Below are 19858 nucleotides of genomic sequence, written 5' to 3' on the forward strand. Positions count from 1 at the left end.
CTGGGGTCGTCGTGCAGACGGAGGCAGACTGCTCCTATGGAATCCGACACCGCCGCCCCGTCCGGCGAGACGCCCGGTCCCGAGCGCACGGCCGACGGTCATCACCTCATCATCGACGGCCGACGCTGGAGGGCCACCGACCCCTCGATCCCCGATACGTTCCGTCAGGAGCTGGTCGACGAACTGATGGCGGCGCGGCGAGCGGTGAAGTCGTCGGAGGTCGATGCGAGGCGACGGGTGCACGATGCGAAGACGGCGCTCGGCGAGCGCGGCGCACCATGGTGGGACGAGCATGCGGGGGACGCTTTCGACGAACGGATCGCGGCGGTCATCCGAGCGCTCGCTCGAAAGCGCGCGCCGTCGTCCATCTGCCCGAGCGACGTCGCCCGCACGGTCGGCGGCGAGGCCTGGCGCTCGCTGATGACCGACGTCCGTCGGGTGGTCGCAGAGCTCGCCGACCGCGATGAGATCGTGGTCACCCAGAAGGGCGAACCCGTGAGCATCCGCGAGGCCCGCGGCCCGGTGCGGATCGTTCACGGACCGAAGATCTGAACACTCTTCTCATCGAGGGCAGGTCCGCGGCGCCGTCAGTGCCGCACGACAGCGGTTCGCCCACGGGTCGAGAGCGACAGCGGTCGCGTGACCTCCAACGGCCCGACCGTGGCCGTCGTGGTGACCGGATCGAGAGTCGCTCCTCTTCTGTGGACGATCCGCAGGAGCTCGGTGAACTGATCGGGCGGAACGGATGGATGCTCCGGATGCCACTGGACGCCCAGGAACGGCAGTGATTCGTGCTCGACGGCCTCGACGACGCCGTTGCGGGAATGGGCGATGGCGCGCAGCCCCCGCCCGAGTTCGTCGACGGCCTGGTGGTGCGTGCAGAGCAGAGGTTGCCTGAGCCTCGGCGACACTGCGCGGAGATCGTTCAGATCTGTCGCGACGAAGGGATCGGCTCCCGTGCTGCGGTGCCCGCCGACGTGCTGGTGGAGCGTGCCGCCCAGCGCGACGTTGAGCAGCTGCATCCCTCGGCAGACCCCGAGCAGGGGGCGCCTCGATCGCACCGCCTCCATGACGACGGCGATCTGTGTGCGGTCCGCGCGGCGCTGGTAGGCGGTGCGCTGCGGCCGGCGGTCGGACTGACCGTAGAGCAGAGGCTCGATGTCGTCGCCGCCGAGGAGCACGATGACATCCGCCTCCCGCGACGCCCACCTCAACTGCGGCTCGGGGGCCTCACCGGCCGCATGCAGCGATGCCGTCCAGCCCACCCGCTCGATCGCGGCGACGGCTGAGGCGTTGAGGTCGTCCAGGAGCGACTGATAGGCGGCTCCGGCAGCCTGACGCCGGGTGCGCACGTGGAAGAGGGCGACATGCACGCTCATGCTGCGACCCGGGTTGCGGTCATGGTGCTGATCCCTCCATCACGTACTGCGTCCAGGTAACGCCTCGCGACAACCCCAGGTCAAATACGTTTTTCCCGTCGGATTCATAGCGGTTTGCTCGCAATGCGCGCGTAACGCCGCGGTAATACATCGCACGTATCGTTCCGAGATGGAACTCCGTCAGCTGCGCTACTTCATGGCGGTCGCCGACGAGCTCCATTTCGGGCGTGCAGCGCGACGCCTGCACATGTCGCAGCCCCCGCTGAGCGTGCAGATCGGTCGCCTCGAGCGAGAGGTCGGTCTGCCTCTGTTCGACCGCACCACCCGACGCGTGACACTGACACCGGCCGGCCGCCACCTGCAGGAACGCGCGCGGAGGATCCTCGACGAGGTCGACTCGGTGCGAGCCGAGATGCGCGACTACGTCGACGGGCTCGCCGGCCAACTCACCGCCGGATTCGTGAGCTCGGCGAACTACACGGTGCTCCCCGAGGTGGTGAGGCTGTTCCGTTCGCGGCGCGACCGCGTCGCACTGTCTCTCGTCCCGCTCACGTCGGGCGAGCAGATCGACCGCCTGCGCGACGGCGCTCTCGACGTCGGCCTCGTGCGAGACGAGTTCCCGCGAGCGGGTGCGAACTCACCCGAGCTGATCGCCGAGGTCGTGTTCGAAGAGCGCCTCGTCCTGTGCGTGCCGATCGCCCATTCTCTCGCGACCCACTCCGAGGTGACCGCCGAGCAGGTGCTCGACGTGCCGATGATCGCCTACCCGCACTCGCTCATGCCCGGATACGTCGATCGGGTGCACGAGGTGCTGGGGATCACCCCTGGTGCCATGCGGATCGCCGAGGAAGTCGTGCACCAGGAGACGGCGCTCGGCTTCGTCGCGGCCGGGGTCGGTGCGAGCATCCTGCCCGAATCGGTGCGCCAGGTCGTGCCGCCGTCGATCGCGGTGATCCCGCTCGCCGGGTCGCCCACTACGCGGCTCCTGGCCGCCAGGCAGGCTCGAGCAGACGAGAGCGCGATCTGCGCGTCCTTCATCGAGTGCCTCCACGACGCGGCTGAGGCACTCACCACCGCTCGACCCGCCTGAGCAGCGAAGCTCAGAGCACGTCGTAGTACCCGCTGTACGGGAAGTCGATGTCACCCGTGTCGCGCGGGTCGTACGCCACGGTCGAGACGCTGATGGCGACCCGGGTGGTGGGGGTGATCAGCACGCTGACCGAACGGTTGCCGACGACGACCACATCCACGAATGTGCCGCCCTTACGCGCCGCCTCTTCGATGCGATGTCGGAGGTCTCCGACATCCTGGTCCTGGGCGAGCAGATAACTCGTCCCGTCGAAGACCACCTCTGTCTGGATCATCGTCTTCGCGTCGCTCATGCCCGGCACGCTACGCCGGGGCTCCCGACCTGAGAAGGGGGGTTGCGAACCGGCCGCTCCCGTGAGACGGGACCGATGCGCCCGACTCCGAATATCGGATGTCCGTATTCTTCTTAGGTCGTCCGAGTTGTTGACAGATCCATCCACACCTGTGGAATCAGACGTCATTTCAGGCGCGCAGTCTCGGCCACCAGGTCGAGCCGATCGAGCAGCAGCTCACCGGCGCTCTCCATGACCGTGAGCGCATAGATCGTGACGATGAGCGCGATCAGCGAGAAGAAGATCACGCCGGGGATGCTGCGGCGAGAGACCACCGTGATCACCAGTGCAGCCACCGCGCCGCCGATGGCGATCGTCTGCCCCGCGGAGTTGTTAACACCCTTGTTAACAGGTGTGGAGAGGAGATCCGAGGTTGTTAACAGGGTTGTTAACACCTGTGGACGGGCCGATCGACGCCGTCGTCACTCGTTCGGGCACGTCACGGCGAAAGTCAGCGTCGCGTCCACACGTTCCCATTCCCCGATGACATCGTTGATCGACGCGGCGACGCCGACCTCCCGAGGCGCGATGTCGGCATGCCCTTCGAGGTCTGACACGAAGAGCACGGAGGAGTCCTCGCCGCGCACGATCGACACGTCGCCGCTCGACTGGAAGTTGGCAGCCACCCCGTCGTCGCCCACCCAGCCCGTGATGATCGACTCGCCGTCGTCCTCGAGAAAGAGCATCACCCCGTTCGGCACCATCGGGTCTTCGCCGAGGACAGTGATGTCGCGGTCCCAGTCGCAGAGCGGTTTCGACGGGTGGCCGATCAGCTCGCGCTGCTCGCCGTCGTGCATGTAGGTGATCGAGACCGTCGGTTCCGAGAACGGTGGAGTCGGGGCCGGCGTCGCCTCGACGGCGGGAACGGGCGCACACGAGGTGAGGAGCAGAGCGGCGGTCACGCAGACGGCACCGAGAGTCCTTGCTCTGTGGTTCACACGCGCTCCGTTCAAGTTCTGCATCTACCTGACGATCCTATTCACACGCGATCGTCCGCCGCAGACCGGCAGAAACGAGAAGGCCCCGCACGAGGCGGGGCCTTCTCGAACTGTCTCAACACAGTGTGGAGCCTAGGAGATTCGAACTCCTGACATCCTGCTTGCAAAGCAGGCGCTCTACCAACTGAGCTAAGGCCCCGTGAGGGAAATATTGAGTTGAGGAGTGGGCCCACCAGGACTTGAACCTGGGACCTCTTCATTATCAGTGAAGCGCTCTAACCGCCTGAGCTATGGGCCCGTCAACCTCCGAAACTTTACCGGAGATTTCTCGAATTACCCAATCGAGGGCGGGGACCCCCGCGGATCCCCACCCTCGAACGCGATCAACCGCCCGGGCGGATCGTCACGCTGCCCGCGGAGAGCGAGACATCGATCATGCGCTGAGCGCCCGAGGACTGATCGACCTTCGCGTCCAGCGAACCTGCACTGACGTCCTGAGTGATCGAGTACGACTCGTCGGGGACCGTGAGGTCGAGGGATCCGGCACTGACGTCGATCGTCGTCTGCGACGGTGCGCGGCCGGTCAGGTCGACGTTGAGGTCGCCCGCCGCGACGGTGAGATCAGCCCGGTCGACCCCGTCGAGCGTCGCGTCTGCGCGGCCGGCACTCATGTCGATGGTGAGACTGCTCGCCGCGCCTTCGACATCCAGCGCACCTGCGTTGACGGTGATGTCGAGGGCGCCGAAGTCGCCGACCACATCGAGGCTTCCTGCGTCGAGGGTCAGGTCCGCATCGAGCGCACTGTCCCGCAGACTGTCGGGGAGTGTGAGCACGGCCGACTGGTCGTCGCCGAACCAGCTCCCGAACCACCAGCCGAACTCGAACTCGGGACTGCGCACGACCAGCGAGTCGCCGTCCCGTTCAAGAGTCCACGCCGGACCGCGGCTGTTGGTGACCGCGAGTTCCGCCTGGTCGACATCGCCGAACTCGATGCGCATGTTACCGGCGTCCACATCGAGGTCGATGCCCTGAATCCCCGAGGCGTCCTCGGAGAGCACCGAGTCCGTGCCCTCGGTCGATGATGCGACCAGACTGCCGGTCGCCGCGACCGCGGCGGTCGCTCCCGAGCCGAGCAGAGCCATGCCGCCCACCACCGCGGTGAGGATCATGACCGCGGTCGCGCCAGACGAGCGCCCCGTGTCACCATTCCCGGATGGTGCGGGTGAGGGTGCGGGTGCGGGTGCCGGCGCGGGTGCCTCCGGGGCGGAGGCCGGCGGGGGAGTGAGCGGGGTGTGCCCGCCCTGGAAGTCGTCGTTCGTGGTCATCGTCCCACTCCTGTCTGTCCGGTCGGCGTCGCGCCGCCCGTGTTCTCGATGTGCGCGAGGGCTGCGAGCACGCGTCGGTTGCCAGATTCGCCCTGTTCGAAGCCCAGCTTCTGGAAGATCGCGGTGATGTGCTTCTCGACGCTGGCCTCCGAGAGGAAGAGCAGTCCGGCGATCGCCTGGTTCGACTTGCCTTCGGCGATGAGCGCCAGCACGGTGCGCTCGCGTTCGGTGAGCCGCTGCATCCGATCGTCCCTGTTGCGTCGCGTGAGGAGCTGCGCCACGACCTCGGGGTCGAGCACGGTCGCCCCCTCGGAGATCCGCTGCACGGAGCCGAGGAACTCCGAGACATCGGCCACGCGATCCTTCAGCAGGTAGCCGAGCGGGCCACCCTGTGCCGCGATGAGATCCGAGGCGTAGCGCTCTTCCACGTACTGCGAGAGCACGAGCAGCGGAAGCGCGGAGTTCGTGGCGCGGAGTCCGAGAGCAGCACGGATCCCCTCGTCGGTGAACGTCGGTGGGAGCCGCACATCGAGGATGCAGAGCTCGGGGTCGGTCTCGGCCACAGCCTCGACCAGGCCCTCGGTGTCGGGGAGTGCCGCGACCACGGTGTGGCCGGCATCCTCGAGCAGTCGCACGAGTCCCTCGCGCAGCAGGACCGAGTCCTCACAGATCAGGATGCGCATGGCACGTTCACCTCCAAGCTGGTCGGGCCGCCCACGGGGCTCTCGAGTCGGAAGGTCCCGCCGGCGGCGAGAATTCGGTTCGCGATGCCGTCGAGGCCACCGCCGGGCTGCACCTGCGCGCCGCCCATGCCGTTGTCCTCGACGCGTGCCCAGAGCACGCCCCCTTCGCGCAATCGTACGGTCACCCTGGCCTCGCTGGCACGGGAGTGCTTGGCGGCGTTGGTGAGCGACTCGGCGATCGAGAAGTAGACCGCTGCCTCCGCCTCACGGCTGCAGCGTCCGTCCATCCGCACATCGAGGTTCACGGGAATGTGCGACCGTCCTGCCAGCGCCGACAGCGCCGCATCGAGACCACGGTCATCGAGCACGGAGGCGTGGATGCCACGGGCGAGCTGCCGCAGCTCTGTGATGGCGGCCTTGGTCGAGGTGTGCGCCTCGGCGATCAGCTCCTTCGCCGCATCCGGGTCATTGTCGATCTTCTGCTGCGCGAGGCCCAACGTCATGCCGACCGAGACGAGCCTCGGCTGGACGCCGTCGTGCAGATCGCGTTCGATGCGAGTGCGCTCCACGTCGGCGGCGCGCACCGCCCCCTCCCGCTGCGCGGTGCTGGTGCGCACACGCTCGGTGAGCTCAGCCTCGCGGCTGCGGATCACGATGGACAGCGAGAGCACCCGGTGCAGAAGAGCGAGTCCGATCATGCCCGCGAGGGACGCGGCGATGCCGAGGATGCCGATGAGCGGCGCCCAAGCGGCATCGATCCCGCCGCCACCGAAGGGGCCCATCACGGCGTCCGTCCCCGCGAGGGGAGCGAAGCAGATCACGATCGACCACACGACGCCCCAGGCGAGTCGCAGCACGATCCAGCCCAGCACCGCGGTGATCGCGAAGTTCGCGAGTGCCCGCCACATGCGTCCGTCGATGGCCTGGCGTCCGAGCGAACGCAGCCAGCCGACGAAGCCGGGCCGATCACGCGGTCGCCACCGCAGGGGGGCGATCGGTGTCTTGTAGAGCGCGCCGACGCGCGCGACCTCGAACCAGCCGACGCCGAACAGGGCGTAGACGAATCCGACGAGGAGCACGACCCCGACGCCGGCGGCGAAGAGCAAGCCGAGTCCTGTACCGAGGAGTCCGGAGAGGGTCGCGAAGATGAAGCCGCCGATGACCCCGATGCCTGCCAGATGCAGGATCGAGAGGAAGATGCGCAGCGGCGGCTTCGAGGCCGTCGCCGGTGGTGGCGTGGCAGTCTGTGTCGTCATGCTTCAAAGGTACGGCGGCCCCGATCACGCCGACACCGAGGCAACCGGAGACCCGGCTTCGGGTTTTCCCTACCGTCGTCCCGAGACGGAAGAGGGGCGGATGCGAGTCGCATCCGCCCCTCTTCGAATCCTGTGGATCAGTTCGACATGAACCCGACGAGCAGTCCGCCCGTCACCTTCACGGCGACGTTGTAGATGCCGGCGATGACCGCGCCGAGCACCGTGAAGACGATGAGGTTCAGGATCGAGACGACAGCCGCGAAGGCCATCACCTGCGGGAGCCCCGCCACCTCGGAGATGCGCACCGAGTTGTCGGTGATCGTGCCGATGAACTCGTCGGCCTGCGTGAGGATCCCGGTCGCCTGCAGCACGAGGTAGATCAGGAAGAACGACACCATCGTCACGATGGCGAGGGCGACGGCTCCCAGGAACGAGAGCTTCACGGCCGACCAGAAGTCGACGTAGACGAGGCGCAGACGAACCTGCTTGCCGCCGGTCTTGCGCGTGGACTTCTTCGCCAGCTTGTCGGCTACTGTGCTCATGCGTCTGCTTCCTCAGGGTTCTCGTTCGTCTCGGGGGCGGTGGTCTCGGAGTCCACCTCAGCCTCATCCGATTCGTCTTCGTCGGTGAGGCCACGCTCACCGTTGCGGGCGATGGCGAGGATCCGGTCGGCTTCCGTCGTCCGTGCGAACACCACTCCCATGGTGTCGCGACCCTTGGCGGGCACCTCGGCCACGGCAGAGCGTACCACCTTGCCGCTGGACAGAACCACAAGGACCTCGTCGTCGGCAGAGACCATCAGGCCACCCGCGAGAGTGCCCCGATCGTCGTGGAGCTTGGCCACCTTGATGCCGAAACCACCGCGTCCCTGGACGCGATATTCCTCGACGGCCGTGCGCTTCGCGTAGCCGCCGTCCGTCACGACGAACACGAACTGACCAGGAGCTGCGACGGATGCCGACAGCAGGCTGTCGCCCTCACGGAACTTCATGCCCTTCACTCCCGCGGTCGCGCGTCCCATCGGGCGGAGCGCATCATCGGTCGCGCTGAACCGAACCGACATGCCCCGGCGGCTGATGAGGAGGATGTCGTCCTCGGCGTTGACCATGAGCGCCGAGACCAGTTCGTCTTCGTCGTTCAGGCGGATCGCGATGACGCCGCCCTGACGGTTGGTGTCGTAGGTGTCGAGGCGCGTCTTCTTGACGAGTCCGTCGCGGGTCGCGAGGACGAGGTAGTCGGCGACACCGTAGTCGCGGATGTCGAGCACCTGCGCGATGTTCTCATCCGGCTGCAGAGCGAGGAGGTTCGCGACGTGCGTGCCCTTGGCGTCTCGGCCGGCCTCGGGGACCTCGTATGTCTTCGAGCGGTAGACGCGACCCTTGTCGGTGAAGAACAGCAGCCAGTGGTGCGTCGTCGTCACGAAGAAGTGCTCGACGATGTCATCGGCCCGCAGCTGCGCACCCTTGATGCCCTTGCCGCCGCGGTGCTGCGACCGGTAGTTGTCGCTCCGTGTGCGCTTGATGTATCCGGCACGGGTGATGGTGACGACCATCTCCTCTTCGGCGATGAGGTCTTCCATCGAGACGTCGCCGTCGAAGCCGTGCAGGATGTGCGTGCGACGGTCGTCACCGAAGCGCTCGACGATGCCGGTGAGCTCGTCACGGATGATGTCGCGCTGCAGCGACTCGTCGGCGAGGATCGCCTGGTACTCGCCGATGAGCCGCTCGAGCTCCGCGGCCTCGTCCAGGATCTTCTGACGCTCGAGGGCGGCCAGTCGGCGCAGCTGCATGTCGAGGATGGCCTGGGCCTGGATGTCGTCGATGTCGAGGAGCTTCTGCAGTCCCTCGTTCGCATCCTGGGTGGTCTGCGATCGACGGATGAGAGCGATGACCTCATCGAGCGCGTCGAGCGCCTTGAGGTACGCCCGCAGGATGTGCATGCGCGCCTCTGCCTTGGCGAGGCGGAACCGCGTGCGTCGGACGATCACTTCGAGCTGGTGCGTGATCCAGTGCGTCACGAAGCCGTCGATCGCGAGCGTGCGCGGCACGCCGTCGACGATCGCGAGCATGTTCGCGCCGAAGTTCTCCTGCAGCTGCGTGTGCTTGTACAGGTTGTTCAGCACGACCTTCGCGACCGCATCGCGCTTGAGCACGACCACGAGACGCTGACCCGTGCGGTCGGACGACTCGTCGCGGATGTCGGCGATGCCGGTGATCTTGCCGTCACGGGCGAGGTCGCCGATCTTCACCGCGACGTTGTCGGGGTTCACCTGATACGGCAGCTCGGTGATCACGAGGCACGTGCGGCCCTGGATCTCCTCGACGTTGACGACCGCGCGCATCGTGATCGAGCCGCGACCCGTGCGGTACGCCTCCTGCACGCCCTTGGTGCCGAGGATCTGCGCGCCCGTCGGGAAGTCGGGACCGGGGATGCGCTGGATCAGTCCCTCGAGCAGCTCCTCGCGGGGGAGGCCGGGGTTGTCGAGCGCCCAGAGCGCAGCGGCCGAGACCTCGCGGAGGTTGTGCGGGGGGATGTTGGTCGCCATGCCGACTGCGATGCCGACGGAGCCGTTGACGAGCAGGTTCGGGAACCGCGCCGGCAGGACCGTCGGCTCCTGCGTCTGACCGTCGTAGTTGTCGGTGAAGTCGACCGTGTCCTCTTCGATGTCGCGCACCATCTCGAGCGCGAGCGGGGCCATCTTGGTCTCGGTGTATCGAGGAGCAGCGGCGCCCATGTTGCCGGGGGAGCCGAAGTTGCCCTGGCCGAGGGCCAGCGGATAGCGCAGCGACCACGGCTGCACGAGGCGCACCAGGGCGTCGTAGATCGCCGAGTCACCGTGCGGGTGATACTGACCCATGACCTCGCCGACGACACGGGCGCACTTCGAGAACGACTTGTCGGGTCGGAATCCGCCGTCGTACATGCCGTAGATCACGCGGCGGTGCACGGGCTTGAGCCCGTCGCGCACGTCGGGGAGCGCGCGGCCGACGATGACGGCCATCGCGTAGTCGAGGTAGCTGCGCTGCATCTCCGACTGCAGGTCGACCTGATCGATCTTGCCGTGGTCGTGTGCCGGCTCGGGGCGTACTTCGTCAGTCATGTGTGTTGTCGATTCCGGTCGTTGTCGAACGAATGCAGGCGCGGGGGACGCGTCAGATGTCGAGGAAGCGGACGTCCTTGGCGTTGCGCTGGATGAAGCTGCGCCGTGACTCGACGTCCTCACCCATCAGCACGCTGAAGATCTCGTCCGCGGCGGCGGCGTCTTCGATGGTCACCTGGCGGAGCGTCCGCGTGGTGTGGTCCATCGTGGTCTCCCACAGCTCCTTGGCGTTCATCTCGCCGAGACCCTTGTAACGCTGGATGCCGGCGTCCTTCGGGATCCGCTTGCCGTTCTCGAGTCCGTGCTTGAGCAGCGCATCGCGCTCGGCGTCGCTGAAGACGTACTCGTGCGGCTGGTTGGTCCACTTGAGGCGGTAGAGCGGCGGCATCGCGAGGTAGACGAAACCGGCCTCGATGAGCCCACGCATATAGCGGAACAGCAGGGTCAGGAGCAGCGTGGTGATGTGCTGGCCGTCGACGTCGGCATCGGCCATCAGCACGATCTTGTGATAGCGCGCCTTCTCGATGTCGAACTCTTCACCGATGCCCGTGCCGAAGGCCTGGATCATCGCCTGGACCTCTTTGTTGCCCAGTGCCTTGTCGAGGCGTGCGCGCTCGACGTTGAGGATCTTGCCTCGGAGTGCCAGGATAGCCTGCGTGTGCGGGTCGCGGCCCTGCACGGCGGAGCCGCCGGCCGAGTCACCCTCGACGAGGAAGATCTCGCTGATCGACGGGTCCTTGCTGGTGCAGTCCTTGAGCTTGTCCGGCATCGCGGCCGACTCGAACACGCTCTTGCGACGAGCGGTCTCGCGTGCCTTGCGGGCTGCGAGACGTGCGGTCGCCGCGTCGATCGCCTTGCGGATCACGTTCTTGGCCTGGATCGGATTGCGACCGAACCAGTCGCCGAGCTGATCGCCGACGACCTTCTGCACGAAGGCCTTCGCCTCGGTGTTGCCCAGCTTGGTCTTCGTCTGCCCCTCGAACTGGGGCTCCCCGAGCTTGATCGAGATGACTGCGGTGAGTCCTTCTCGCACGTCGTCGCCCGACAGGTTGTCGTCCTTCTCCTTGAGAAGGTTGTTCGCCCTGGCGTACTTGTTCACCAGCGTGGTGAGTGCCGCACGGAAACCCTCTTCGTGCGTCCCACCCTCATGCGTGTTGATGGTGTTCGCGTAGGTGAAGACGTTCTCGGTGTACGAGGTCGTCCACTGCATCGCGACCTCGAGCGAGATCTTGCGCTCGGTGTCCTCGGACTCGAACGCGATGATCTCGTCGTTGACGACCTCGGCGTGGCGCACCTTGTTGAGGTACTCGACGTAGTCGACGAGGCCGCGCTCGTAGAAGAACACGTCGTTGGGCTGCGTGAGAGTCGCCTGACCCTCGACCTCGACCTCGTAGGCCGACGCAGGGCGCTCGTCGGACAGCTCGATGCGGAGCCCCTTGTTGAGGAAGGCCATCTGCTGAAAGCGCGTGCGCAGCGTGTCGTAGTCGAAGTCGGTCGTCTCGGTGAAGATCTCGGCATCCGGCCAGAAGGTGATCGCCGTTCCGGTCTCGTCCGTGGGCTCGCCCTTCTCCAGCTGCTGCTGGGGCGCGCCGCCGTCGGCGAAGCTGTGCCGCCAGACGAAGCCCTTCTGCTTGACCTCGACGTCGAACCTGGTCGAAAGTGCGTTCACGACCGACGAGCCGACACCGTGCAGACCACCGGAGACGGCGTAGGCGCCGCCACCGAACTTTCCACCGGCGTGCAGGATGGTCAGCACGACCTCGACGGTCGACTTCGTGGGGTCGGAGGAGTGGGGGTCGACGGGGATGCCGCGACCGTTGTCGATCACGCGGACGCCGCCGTCTTCGAGCAGCGTCACGAAGATCGTGTCGGCGTATCCGGCCAGAGCCTCGTCGACGGAGTTGTCGACGATCTCGTAGACGAGGTGGTGCAGACCACGCGGACCCGTGGATCCGATGTACATGCCCGGGCGCTTGCGGACGGCTTCGAGACCCTCGAGGATCTGGATGGAGTCGGCACCGTACTCACCGGGCTGCTTCACCTTGGGCGAGATCTTGTTCTCGGCGGCGGGGGTCTCCCCGGTGGTGGATTCCGTCTCGTCAGCGGGGGATTCAGGCGTCATCAGAGGGCATTCTCCACATCGATATCACGAACTCCCAGTCTAGCGGCTTTTCGTGTCGATATGCGGCTGAGCGGCCACCTGTGGCCCTCTGAGCGTGTCGGACCCCATCTGTGGTGTCCTACCCGTAGGTATCGCGTGGGCCCCGTCCTGGAACGACTCTGGGACCCCATTTCCACGAGGGTACGTCCGGTCCGATGAAGCGGAGGTTCTCGACACCGGCGTCGGGGTACCGACGACCGATCTCGGTGAGGATCGTCCCGCGCATGTACTGGAGATTCTTCGCCCAGGCCGTCGAATCGCACTTCACGGTGAGCACCCCACGCTCGAGCGAAACAGGCTCGGAGTGCTTCGCGGTATCGGATCCAGCCAGATCCGCCCACTGACGCACCAGGTCTTCGCGGGCCAGAGTCTTCTGCCAGCCGGAGTCCCGGCTGAGCTTGTCGAGCACTGCCCCGAGGGCTCCGGGATCGCGCCCAGGCGTGAACGGAGCGTTGTCGTCGTCGGTGACGATGCCCCGCTTGCGCTTCCACGATTTCGAACTCGGCGCGAGGCCGCGCAGGCGCAGGTACGTGGCGACCGTCTCTGGCGTCTCGGGTGCCGGAACGGCTGCGATGTCAGTCATCCGCCACCTCCCTCTCGTCACTGATGGTTCCCGCAGAGATCCGCACCACGTGGGCGTGCAGCACCTCGGGGATATCCTCCTCCACCGCCGCGGTCACCACCACCTGCTCGTACCCTGACGTCAACGCCGCGAGGCGCTGCCGGCGATCGGCGTCGAGCTCGGCGAACACGTCGTCGAGGATGAGCACTGGGTCGCCGGCCGGGGATTCGCTGCGCAGCAGCTCGGCGGAAGCCAGACGGAGAGCGAGAGCGACCGACCACGATTCGCCGTGCGACGCGTACCCCTTCACCGGAAGGCCGCGAACACGCAGCACCAGATCGTCGCGATGCGGGCCGGTGAGAGTGAGGCCGCGGTCGAGTTCGTTCGACCGCTTCGCGAGCAGCGCGGCGTGGAACATCTCTGCGATGTCGCCCGAGGTCTCGGCTGGAGCATCGACCCCCTCTTCGGGATCCGCTCCACGCACCGAGAGCGCCCAGTCGAGCTGCGGACGGTGGTCTTCTCCGGCGATCGCCGCATAGGCCTCGGCCACCGGCTGCTGCAGATCGTTCGCCAGACGCTGACGGGCGGTGATGATCTCGGCCCCGAGTGAGACCAGCTTGTCGTCCCATACGTCGAGCGTGCTGAGTCCCTCGCCCCTGATGCCGCGAGCACGCGCGGACTTCAGCAGCGCGTTGCGCTGCTTGAGCACACGGTCGTAGTCCGCGAGCACCGACGCCATGCGCGGCGTGCGCTGGATGAGCAGCTGGTCGACGAAGCGTCGCCGTGCCGACGGGTCGCCGCGGACGATCTGCAGGTCTTCGGGAGCGAAGAGCACGACGTGCGCGTAACGGGGGAGTTCATTGGTCTTCGACGGCGAGCCGTTGATGCGAGCCTTGTTCGACCCCTGCTTGTTGAGCTGCACCTCGACGAGCACTCGACGCTCACCGTGAGACAGTCGCGCGCGGATGATCGCGAAGTCCTGCCCCTCACGAACCATCGGCGCATCGGAGGAGACCCGGTGCGAACCCAGTGTCGCGAGGAAGACGACGGCTTCAGCGAGGTTCGTCTTTCCCTGGCCGTTTCGGCCGACGAGGACGTTGGGACCCTTGTGCAGGGCGAGATCAGCGGTCGCGTAATTGCGGAAATCGACCAGGCTCAGGTGTTCCACAATCACGGTGTCAGCCTACCTTCGAGGTCCGACATCGAACTCGCGGTCGGGTGCTCGCGCAGTGGCGGTCCCCTGAAGTCGCAGAGTGAGATCAGCGCAGCAGGAGGTTGGGCTGCAGCAGGTACTTGAACGAGTCGAGACCGGCCTGATCGACCGAGGTCTGACTCGTGATCAGCACGGGGCTGAGCTTGTTCGCGTTGTCGCTCGACGTGAACGTCACGCGCACGAACTCGCTCTTCACCGCACCGAGTGCCTCGATGAGGTACTGCGGGTTGAGGCCGAGAGTGACCTCGTCGCCGCCGGAGAGGATCGCGTCGACGGACTCGGATGCTCGTGCATGCTCGCTGCCGGAGGCATCCATCGTGACGGCGTCGCTCGAGAACGTGAAACGCAACGGAGCTGCACGGTCGAGGACCAGGGACACACGACGCACGGCCTCGACGAGGTCTGCGGTGTTGACGACCGCGTAGTGATCGGTCTGCTCGGGGAACAGACGGCGGACCGGCGGGAAATTGCCCTTGATCAGCAGCGATGTGACGGTCTTGTTGCCTGCCGTGAACGCGATGATCTCGCGGTCACCGGCTCCCGAGAACGCGATCTGGATCGTGCCGGCGTGACCGAAAGTCTTTCCGACCTCGAGGAGCGTGCGGGCGGGAACCAGCGCGGTCGCTTCGACGGCTTCGCCGTCCCACGGGACGTCGCGGAGCGAGACTCGGTAACGGTCGGTGGCGACGAGGCTCAGCGTGTGGCCGGAGACTTCGAGCTGCACACCGGTGAGCACCGGGGTGACGTCGTCGCGGGATGCGGCGAAGCCGACCTGTGCGATGGCTGTGCCGAAGTCGTCGGCCGGAACGACACCGGAGGATCCGGAGACCTCGGGAATCGAGGGATATTCCTCGACAGGCATGGCCGCGAGTGTGAATCGAGCCGAACCGCAGCTGACGGTGATGCTGCCGTCGTCCTCGACGGCGATCTCGATCGGAGCGTTCGGAAGCCTGCTGGCGATGTCGGAGAGGAGGCGGCCGTGCACCAGGATCGTTCCCGGTGTGTCGATGGTCGCCTCGATGGTCGTGCGCGCCGACGCCTCGTAGTCGAAGGCCGAGAGCGTGAGGCCGGAGCCGTCGGCTTCGATCAGGACTCCGGCGAGGATCGGCTGAGGATTGCGCTGCGGAAGCAGCTTGACGACGAACGACACAGCCTCGCTGAAGACATCGCGGTTGACCTGAAACCTCACTGGTGCTCCCTTGTCGTCGTTCTGAGACGTGTCGTCATCGGTCCTGCCGGTGCAGGGCTTCCCATGCTAGCCCCACAGTCGGTCGGATCCCTACGGCCGGGGCGAAGCCCGGGCCTGTCGGAGTTTCCCCACCGTCTGGTGATCGGATCGCCCATGAATTGAATTAACTCCTTAACGGTGTTAACACCTGTGGATACTGTGGATAACTCGGTGGAAAGCAGACGCGAGTAGGGAACTACACGGTTGTCAGTTGTGGAATCCCTGAGGAATCCGCGGGTGGAGGGGGTCTGCCGGTCGGAGCGCTCTCCCACAGTTATCCACAGGTTCAGCCGTTTCCCACACATTCGTCCCGATCTGAACGCGATCCATCCACAAGTTATCCACATGTGCAAACTGGCATCTATCCGCCGATGTGGATGCCCTTCAGACGCACGAGAAGGGGGTCGCAGCGTCCCATCGGACACTGCGACCCCCTTTTTCGAGGCGTCGCGCGCTCAGCGTCGACCGAGCTGCGTGGTGATCTCGGTCACCTGGTTGTAGATCGAGCGTCGCTCCTTCATGAGCTCGCTGATCTTCTTGTAGGCGTACATGACCGTCGTGTGATCGCGATTGCCGAACAGCTGTCCGATCTTGGGCAGCGAGAGACTCGTGCGCTCTCGACACAGATACATCGCGATCTGTCGTGACGTCGCGATCTGCTGTGAGCGGCTAGAGCCGTACAGATCGTCGACGGTCAGCTTGAAGTACTGTGCGGTCGCCGTGATGATGTCCGTCGGCGAGATGATGTTGTCCTCGGCCGTGTCGATGATGTCGCGGAGCACCGTCTGGGCGAGCGAGATGTCGAGGGCTGAGCGGTTCAGGCTCGCGAACGCCGAGACGCGGATCAGTGCGCCTTCGAGTTCGCGGATGTTCGAGGAGACGACGGTCGCGATGTACTCGAGTACCTCGTCGGGAATATGGAGCGCTTCGCTCTGCGCCTTCTTGCGGAGGATCGCGATACGTGTCTCGAGGTCCGGAGCCTGTACATCGGTGATCAGACCCCACTCGAAGCGGCTGCGCATCCGATCCTCGAACCCGGTCAGGTGCTTGGGCGCCACGTCGCTCGTGATCACGACCTGCTTGTTGTGGTCGTGCAGCGTGTTGAAGGTGTGGAAGAAGGCTTCTTGAGTCTCGGCACGCCCCTGGAGGAACTGGATGTCGTCGATCAGCAGGATGTCGACGTCTCGATACCGCGCCTGGAAGGCGGCGCCGCGGTTGTTCGCGATCGAGTTGATGAAGTCGTTCGTGAACTCCTCGCTCGAGACGTACCTGACCTTCACCCCTGCGTAGAGGGACTGGGCGTAGTCGCCGATCGCGTGTAGGAGGTGGGTCTTGCCGAGTCCCGAGTCTCCGTAGATGAAGAGCGGGTTGTACGCCTTGGCGGGAGCTTCGGCGACCGCGACCGCCGCGGCGTGGGCGAAGCGATTGGACTGGCCGATGACGAAGTTGTCGAAGGTGTACTTCGGATTCAGGCGCGATTCGTGGCGGAGCTGTGTCGGCTGCTCCATCGGCGACTCGACGCGGATCTGCTCCTGGCGGCCGTAATCGGCGACGGCGATCGGCGCCGTCGGCTGCTCGGCGAGCTCGTGGTTCACGACGACGCGGTACGAGGTGACCTCCTGGCCGATGTGCGAGAGCGCCTCCATGATCGGCAGCCGCAGACGCTTGTTGATCTGCGCCGCGGTGAGGTCGTTGGGGACCTCCAGATAGAGCGTCGCGGACATCACGCCGGCGGGGACTGCGAGGCTGAGGAAGCCCTGCAGCTGCGGAGTCACCCTGTCATCCGCCTCGAGCAGGTCCTGCACCGTGGTCCAGATCGGAACGTCGGGCTGGGCAGGTGATGACATGACGCTCCGTGCTGGGGATTCGGAGGGGCGTCGAGAATGGCGTCCCCCCTGTGGATAACTTCGGATGCCACGGTAGTCACCGCGGCTGGGAACGGCAACCTGCCCAGGGGAATCCGCGCGCGTGTTGCGCATACGTGCACGCCACAGGTTGTGGATAATGGCTGTGCGGATCGTGCCGGAGGTCGAGGTCGAAGCGCGCAGATTTGCTCTGCGCGCCGTCAAGACGTACCCTTAATCGGTTGACTTATGCCTGAATGGCAGATCCCTATGTCTCCGGTCAAATCGATCCCGGTGGCAGCATTCCCGGAGTGATTTCATGAGCAAGCGCACCTACCAGCCCAACAACCGTCGTCGCGCCAAGAAGCACGGCTTCCGCCTTCGCATGCGCACCCGCGCCGGCCGTGCCATCCTCTCGGCTCGTCGCGCGAAGGGCCGCACCGAGCTCTCCGCGTAGATCGCTGTGCTCGCCCGCCCGTTTCGTGTGACCCGCGGGAGCGACTATCGACTGGTCGTTCGACGCGGATCCCGTTGTGGCGGAGCCAAGGTCGTCACCTCGATGCTGACGACGGGCGAGAGCAGAGCCGCGAGGTTCGGATTCATCATCAGCAAGCAGGTGGGCACCGCTGTGGTGCGCAACACCGTCCGTCGGCGACTCAAAGCCGTCTGTGCGGAGGCGCTTCCGCGGGTACCCGAGGGCACGGATGTCGTCATCCGTGCCCTTCCTGCGTCCGCGACCGCCAGTTACGCGGAGCTGAGTGCCGACGTGAACCGCTGCCTCGACCGTCTCGGGCGGGCGGGAGCATGACCGCTCTTCCGGCATCCTCGATCGGCACGGGTCATATGCGCGCAGGGGATCTGCTGCGCAGCATCCCGTTGGCTCCGAGGAACCTCGTGCTCGGCTTCCTGGCGGGTTACCGCAAGGTGATCTCGCCGATGTATGGAGATGTCTGTGCCTACTACCCATCCTGTTCCGCTTACGCTGTAGGTGCGGTGCAACAGCACGGCGCCGCACGGGGAACGATGCTCTCGGCCTGGCGCATCCTCCGTTGCAATCCCTGGAGCCACGGCGGCGTCGATGACGTCCGTCCTCACGAACATTTCCGTTATGACCTGACCGCTCACGGTTTCGTCGTCCCTTCCCGAAAGGACTGATCGGTGGGTCTTGACCTTCTGCTCGCCAGCACCACCCCGTCGCCGGCGCCTGCCGCCGGCGGCTTCGACCTGATCGGAACCATTCTCTGGCCACTCAAGTGGCTCGTCGAGATGGTGCTCGTCGCGTGGCACTGGTTGCTGACCGCCGTCGGTCTTCCTGCTGCATCTGGACTCACCTGGGTGCTGTCGATCGTCGGCCTCGTCGTCGTCGTCCGTGCTGCTCTGATCCCGCTCTTCGTGAAGCAGATCAAGAGTCAGCGAAAGATGATGGAAATTGCCCCTGAACTGCGAAAAGTCCAGGAGAAGTATCGAGGAAAGAAGGATCAGCTCTCTCGTGAGGCCATGAGCCGCGAGACGATGGGGCTGTATAAGAAGCACGGCACGACGCCGATGTCGAGCTGTCTTCCGCTGCTGGTGCAGATGCCGATTTTCTTCTCGCTGTTCAGCGTGCTGAGTGATGTCTCGAAGCACCACAACCTCGGCGTCGGCGGCGTCGGGCTGCTGAATGCCGAGCTCACCGAGCAGTTCTACAACGCTGAGCTCTTCGGTGTGGCATCGCTGCATGAGACGCTCGGCAACGCTGTCGACGCCGGCAACACCACCGCTATCGTCATCCTGGTCACGCTCGTCGTGCTCATGATCGCGTCGCAGTTCTTCACTCAGCTGCAGATCATCTCGAAGAACCTGTCGCCCGAGGCCAAGACCGGCCAGGCGTACCAGATGCAGAAGATCATGCTCTACATCCTTCCGCTGGGCTTCATCTTCTCGGGTATCTTCTTCCCGCTCGGCGTCGTCGTGTACTGGTTCATCTCGAACCTCTGGACGATGGGTCAGCAGTTCCTCGTCATCCGCGAGATGCCGACCCCCGGGTCTGAGGCTGCCAAGGCGCGCGAAGAGCGTCTGGCGCGCAAGGGCAAGGCGATCGACTCGTCGGGCAAGGTCGTTCCGATGGCCGCATACGAGGCAGAGCAGCAGCGGATGCTCGAAGAGGTTGAGCGTGCGAAGGCACAGACCCCCAAGCGTCAGCAGCCCGTGGGCAAGAAGCGTTCGAAGAAGAAGGGGAGCGGTTCGTGACCGACAACGTGACTGAGATCGTGGTGCCCACGGTCGCCGAGCTGGAGAACGAGGGAGACGTCGCAGCCGACTACCTCGAAGAGCTCCTCGACATCGCTGACATCGACGGCGATCTGAACCTCGATGTGCGCCAGGGGCGTGCCTACGTCTCGGTCGAGGCGGAGGGCGATGGACTCGCTCTGCTCTCTGCTCCCGACACTGTGCAGGCTCTTCAGGAGCTGACACGTCTGGCAGTGCAGAGCAAGACAGGATCTTTCTCGCGTCTGATTCTCGACATCGGCGGATCGCGCGACACTCGCCGTCGCCAGCTCGAGACGCTGGTGAACGCCGCGGCCGCGAAGCTCGACGACGGTGCCACGCAGGCTTCCCTGCCTGCGATGTCGAGCTACGAGCGCAAGCTGGTGCATGATATCGCCGCTGACCAGGGACTTGTTTCAGAGTCGTACGGTGAGGGTGCTGACCGGCACACCGTTCTCCGTCGTCGCTGACGTTTCACGTGAAACATTGATCGGGATGCTG

At 65.6% G+C, this 19858-nt stretch carries 20 protein-coding genes, 2 tRNA genes and 1 pseudogene; 7 read left to right on the top strand and 16 right to left on the bottom strand.

Annotation, left to right across the window (positions count from 1 at the left end; all coding sequences use genetic code 11):
• Nucleotides 1–36: 36 nt before the first annotated feature.
• Nucleotides 37–552 (top strand): DUF3253 domain-containing protein, encoded by a 516-nt coding sequence (locus ACQ4LY_RS05110; protein ID WP_431074948.1) that lies wholly within the window; start codon nucleotides 37–39, stop codon nucleotides 550–552.
• 35 nt (nucleotides 553–587) lie between these two features.
• Here the strand turns inward: ACQ4LY_RS05110 and ACQ4LY_RS05115 are convergent, their stop codons facing one another.
• Nucleotides 588–1379, bottom strand: coding sequence for a gamma-glutamyl-gamma-aminobutyrate hydrolase family protein (locus ACQ4LY_RS05115; protein WP_431074949.1), 792 nt, complete (start codon nucleotides 1377–1379; stop codon nucleotides 588–590).
• Between the two features lie 169 nt (nucleotides 1380–1548).
• On the opposite strand from ACQ4LY_RS05115, the gene ACQ4LY_RS05120 reads away from it, so the two are divergent.
• Complete coding sequence (locus tag ACQ4LY_RS05120) at nucleotides 1549–2469, top strand: LysR family transcriptional regulator (protein WP_431074950.1); 921 nt, start codon at nucleotides 1549–1551, stop codon at nucleotides 2467–2469.
• Nucleotides 2470–2479: 10 nt separating this feature from the next.
• On the opposite strand, the gene ACQ4LY_RS05125 is transcribed toward ACQ4LY_RS05120, so the two are convergent.
• From ACQ4LY_RS05125 to dnaA, 15 genes and pseudogenes are all read right to left on the bottom strand, one after another.
• A complete protein-coding gene (locus ACQ4LY_RS05125) occupies nucleotides 2480–2761 on the bottom strand; it encodes a hypothetical protein (protein ID WP_431074952.1) in 282 nt (93 codons plus the stop codon).
• Nucleotides 2762–2925: 164 nt separating this feature from the next.
• A complete protein-coding gene (locus tag ACQ4LY_RS05130; RefSeq protein ID WP_431074953.1) occupies nucleotides 2926–3096 on the bottom strand; it encodes a hypothetical protein in 171 nt (56 codons plus the stop codon).
• A 126-nt stretch (nucleotides 3097–3222) separates the two neighbouring features.
• A complete protein-coding gene (locus tag ACQ4LY_RS05135) occupies nucleotides 3223–3762 on the bottom strand; it encodes a hypothetical protein (protein WP_431074954.1) in 540 nt (179 codons plus the stop codon).
• A 102-nt stretch (nucleotides 3763–3864) separates the two neighbouring features.
• Nucleotides 3865–3937: transfer RNA gene (locus tag ACQ4LY_RS05140), tRNA-Ala, on the bottom strand.
• A 25-nt stretch (nucleotides 3938–3962) separates the two neighbouring features.
• Nucleotides 3963–4036: transfer RNA gene (locus ACQ4LY_RS05145), tRNA-Ile, on the bottom strand.
• Between the two features lie 85 nt (nucleotides 4037–4121).
• Nucleotides 4122–5063, bottom strand: a complete 942-nt coding sequence (locus tag ACQ4LY_RS05150; RefSeq protein WP_431074955.1) for a DUF4097 family beta strand repeat-containing protein — start codon at nucleotides 5061–5063, stop codon at nucleotides 4122–4124.
• Nucleotides 5060–5746: a LuxR C-terminal-related transcriptional regulator gene (locus ACQ4LY_RS05155; protein WP_431074956.1), complete on the bottom strand. Its 687-nt coding sequence runs from the start codon at nucleotides 5744–5746 to the stop codon at nucleotides 5060–5062. The genes ACQ4LY_RS05150 and ACQ4LY_RS05155 overlap by 4 nt, the downstream gene beginning before the upstream one ends.
• Nucleotides 5734–7002: a sensor histidine kinase gene (locus ACQ4LY_RS05160; protein WP_431074957.1), complete on the bottom strand. Its 1269-nt coding sequence runs from the start codon at nucleotides 7000–7002 to the stop codon at nucleotides 5734–5736. Before ACQ4LY_RS05160 ends, ACQ4LY_RS05155 begins: the two co-directional genes overlap by 13 nt.
• Before the next feature lie 137 nt (nucleotides 7003–7139).
• The gene (locus ACQ4LY_RS05165) at nucleotides 7140–7544 is read right to left on the bottom strand and encodes a DUF3566 domain-containing protein (RefSeq protein WP_056310959.1); all 405 of its coding nucleotides are present in this window, start codon (nucleotides 7542–7544) and stop codon (nucleotides 7140–7142) included.
• The gene (gene gyrA / locus ACQ4LY_RS05170; protein WP_431074958.1) at nucleotides 7541–10102 is read right to left on the bottom strand and encodes a DNA gyrase subunit A; all 2562 of its coding nucleotides are present in this window, start codon (nucleotides 10100–10102) and stop codon (nucleotides 7541–7543) included. The genes ACQ4LY_RS05165 and gyrA overlap by 4 nt, the downstream gene beginning before the upstream one ends.
• 52 nt (nucleotides 10103–10154) lie before the next feature.
• Entirely contained in the window at nucleotides 10155–12224 is a 2070-nt protein-coding gene (gene gyrB / locus ACQ4LY_RS05175; RefSeq protein WP_431074959.1) for a DNA topoisomerase (ATP-hydrolyzing) subunit B, read from the bottom strand.
• A 118-nt stretch (nucleotides 12225–12342) separates the two neighbouring features.
• Entirely contained in the window at nucleotides 12343–12846 is a 504-nt protein-coding gene (locus tag ACQ4LY_RS05180; RefSeq protein ID WP_431074960.1) for a DUF721 domain-containing protein, read from the bottom strand.
• Nucleotides 12839–13999 carry a DNA replication/repair protein RecF gene (gene recF, locus ACQ4LY_RS05185; RefSeq protein WP_431074961.1) on the bottom strand — a complete coding sequence of 387 codons (1161 nt, stop codon included), beginning with the start codon at nucleotides 13997–13999 and terminating at the stop codon, nucleotides 12839–12841. The genes ACQ4LY_RS05180 and recF overlap by 8 nt, the downstream gene beginning before the upstream one ends.
• 85 nt (nucleotides 14000–14084) lie before the next feature.
• Nucleotides 14085–15227: a DNA polymerase III subunit beta gene (dnaN, locus tag ACQ4LY_RS05190; RefSeq protein WP_431074962.1), complete on the bottom strand. Its 1143-nt coding sequence runs from the start codon at nucleotides 15225–15227 to the stop codon at nucleotides 14085–14087.
• A gap of 494 nt (nucleotides 15228–15721) precedes the next feature.
• Nucleotides 15722–16996 (bottom strand): annotated as a pseudogene (gene dnaA / locus ACQ4LY_RS05195) (chromosomal replication initiator protein DnaA); the annotation flags it as partial.
• Nucleotides 16997–17429: 433 nt separating this feature from the next.
• Here dnaA and rpmH point away from each other — a divergent pair.
• Genes rpmH through ACQ4LY_RS05220 form a run of 5 tightly spaced genes read left to right on the top strand, consistent with a single transcriptional unit; the run spans nucleotide 17430 to nucleotide 19827 of the window.
• Complete coding sequence (gene rpmH, locus ACQ4LY_RS05200) at nucleotides 17430–17567, top strand: 50S ribosomal protein L34 (protein ID WP_056310970.1); 138 nt, start codon at nucleotides 17430–17432, stop codon at nucleotides 17565–17567.
• A gap of 27 nt (nucleotides 17568–17594) precedes the next feature.
• On the top strand, nucleotides 17595–17918 hold the full coding sequence (rnpA, locus tag ACQ4LY_RS05205; RefSeq protein ID WP_431075751.1) for a ribonuclease P protein component: 324 nt from the start codon (nucleotides 17595–17597) through the stop codon (nucleotides 17916–17918).
• Complete coding sequence (yidD, locus tag ACQ4LY_RS05210) at nucleotides 17915–18265, top strand: membrane protein insertion efficiency factor YidD (RefSeq protein WP_431074963.1); 351 nt, start codon at nucleotides 17915–17917, stop codon at nucleotides 18263–18265. Before rnpA ends, yidD begins: the two co-directional genes overlap by 4 nt.
• 3 nt (nucleotides 18266–18268) lie before the next feature.
• Nucleotides 18269–19339 (top strand): membrane protein insertase YidC, encoded by a 1071-nt coding sequence (gene yidC, locus ACQ4LY_RS05215; RefSeq protein WP_120494666.1) that lies wholly within the window; start codon nucleotides 18269–18271, stop codon nucleotides 19337–19339.
• Nucleotides 19336–19827, top strand: a complete 492-nt coding sequence (locus ACQ4LY_RS05220; protein ID WP_431074964.1) for a protein jag — start codon at nucleotides 19336–19338, stop codon at nucleotides 19825–19827. Before yidC ends, ACQ4LY_RS05220 begins: the two co-directional genes overlap by 4 nt.
• Nucleotides 19828–19858: the final 31 nt, after the last annotated feature.

Origin of the sequence: Microbacterium phyllosphaerae (assembly GCF_050628115.1) — a bacterium.
GTDB lineage: Bacteria > Actinomycetota > Actinomycetes > Actinomycetales > Microbacteriaceae > Microbacterium > Microbacterium phyllosphaerae_A.

What these genes read in the sequence shown, in the direction of transcription:
- yidD (WP_431074963.1), top strand. Translation starts at nt 17,915, where the DNA reads ATGACCGCTCTTCCGGCATCCTCGATCGGCACGGGTCATATGCGCGCA.
- ACQ4LY_RS05115 (WP_431074949.1), bottom strand. Translation starts at nt 1,379, where the DNA reads ATGAGCGTGCATGTCGCCCTCTTCCACGTGCGCACCCGGCGTCAGGCT.
- ACQ4LY_RS05155 (WP_431074956.1), bottom strand. Translation starts at nt 5,746, where the DNA reads ATGCGCATCCTGATCTGTGAGGACTCGGTCCTGCTGCGCGAGGGACTC.
- ACQ4LY_RS05150 (WP_431074955.1), bottom strand. Translation starts at nt 5,063, where the DNA reads ATGACCACGAACGACGACTTCCAGGGCGGGCACACCCCGCTCACTCCC.
- gyrA (WP_431074958.1), bottom strand. Translation starts at nt 10,102, where the DNA reads ATGACTGACGAAGTACGCCCCGAGCCGGCACACGACCACGGCAAGATC.
- ACQ4LY_RS05165 (WP_056310959.1), bottom strand. Translation starts at nt 7,544, where the DNA reads ATGAGCACAGTAGCCGACAAGCTGGCGAAGAAGTCCACGCGCAAGACC.
- ACQ4LY_RS05110 (WP_431074948.1), top strand. Translation starts at nt 37, where the DNA reads ATGGAATCCGACACCGCCGCCCCGTCCGGCGAGACGCCCGGTCCCGAG.
- ACQ4LY_RS05125 (WP_431074952.1), bottom strand. Translation starts at nt 2,761, where the DNA reads ATGAGCGACGCGAAGACGATGATCCAGACAGAGGTGGTCTTCGACGGG.
- ACQ4LY_RS05135 (WP_431074954.1), bottom strand. Translation starts at nt 3,762, where the DNA reads ATGCAGAACTTGAACGGAGCGCGTGTGAACCACAGAGCAAGGACTCTC.
- gyrB (WP_431074959.1), bottom strand. Translation starts at nt 12,224, where the DNA reads ATGACGCCTGAATCCCCCGCTGACGAGACGGAATCCACCACCGGGGAG.
- ACQ4LY_RS05180 (WP_431074960.1), bottom strand. Translation starts at nt 12,846, where the DNA reads ATGACTGACATCGCAGCCGTTCCGGCACCCGAGACGCCAGAGACGGTC.
- rpmH (WP_056310970.1), top strand. Translation starts at nt 17,430, where the DNA reads ATGAGCAAGCGCACCTACCAGCCCAACAACCGTCGTCGCGCCAAGAAG.
- ACQ4LY_RS05160 (WP_431074957.1), bottom strand. Translation starts at nt 7,002, where the DNA reads ATGACGACACAGACTGCCACGCCACCACCGGCGACGGCCTCGAAGCCG.
- ACQ4LY_RS05120 (WP_431074950.1), top strand. Translation starts at nt 1,549, where the DNA reads ATGGAACTCCGTCAGCTGCGCTACTTCATGGCGGTCGCCGACGAGCTC.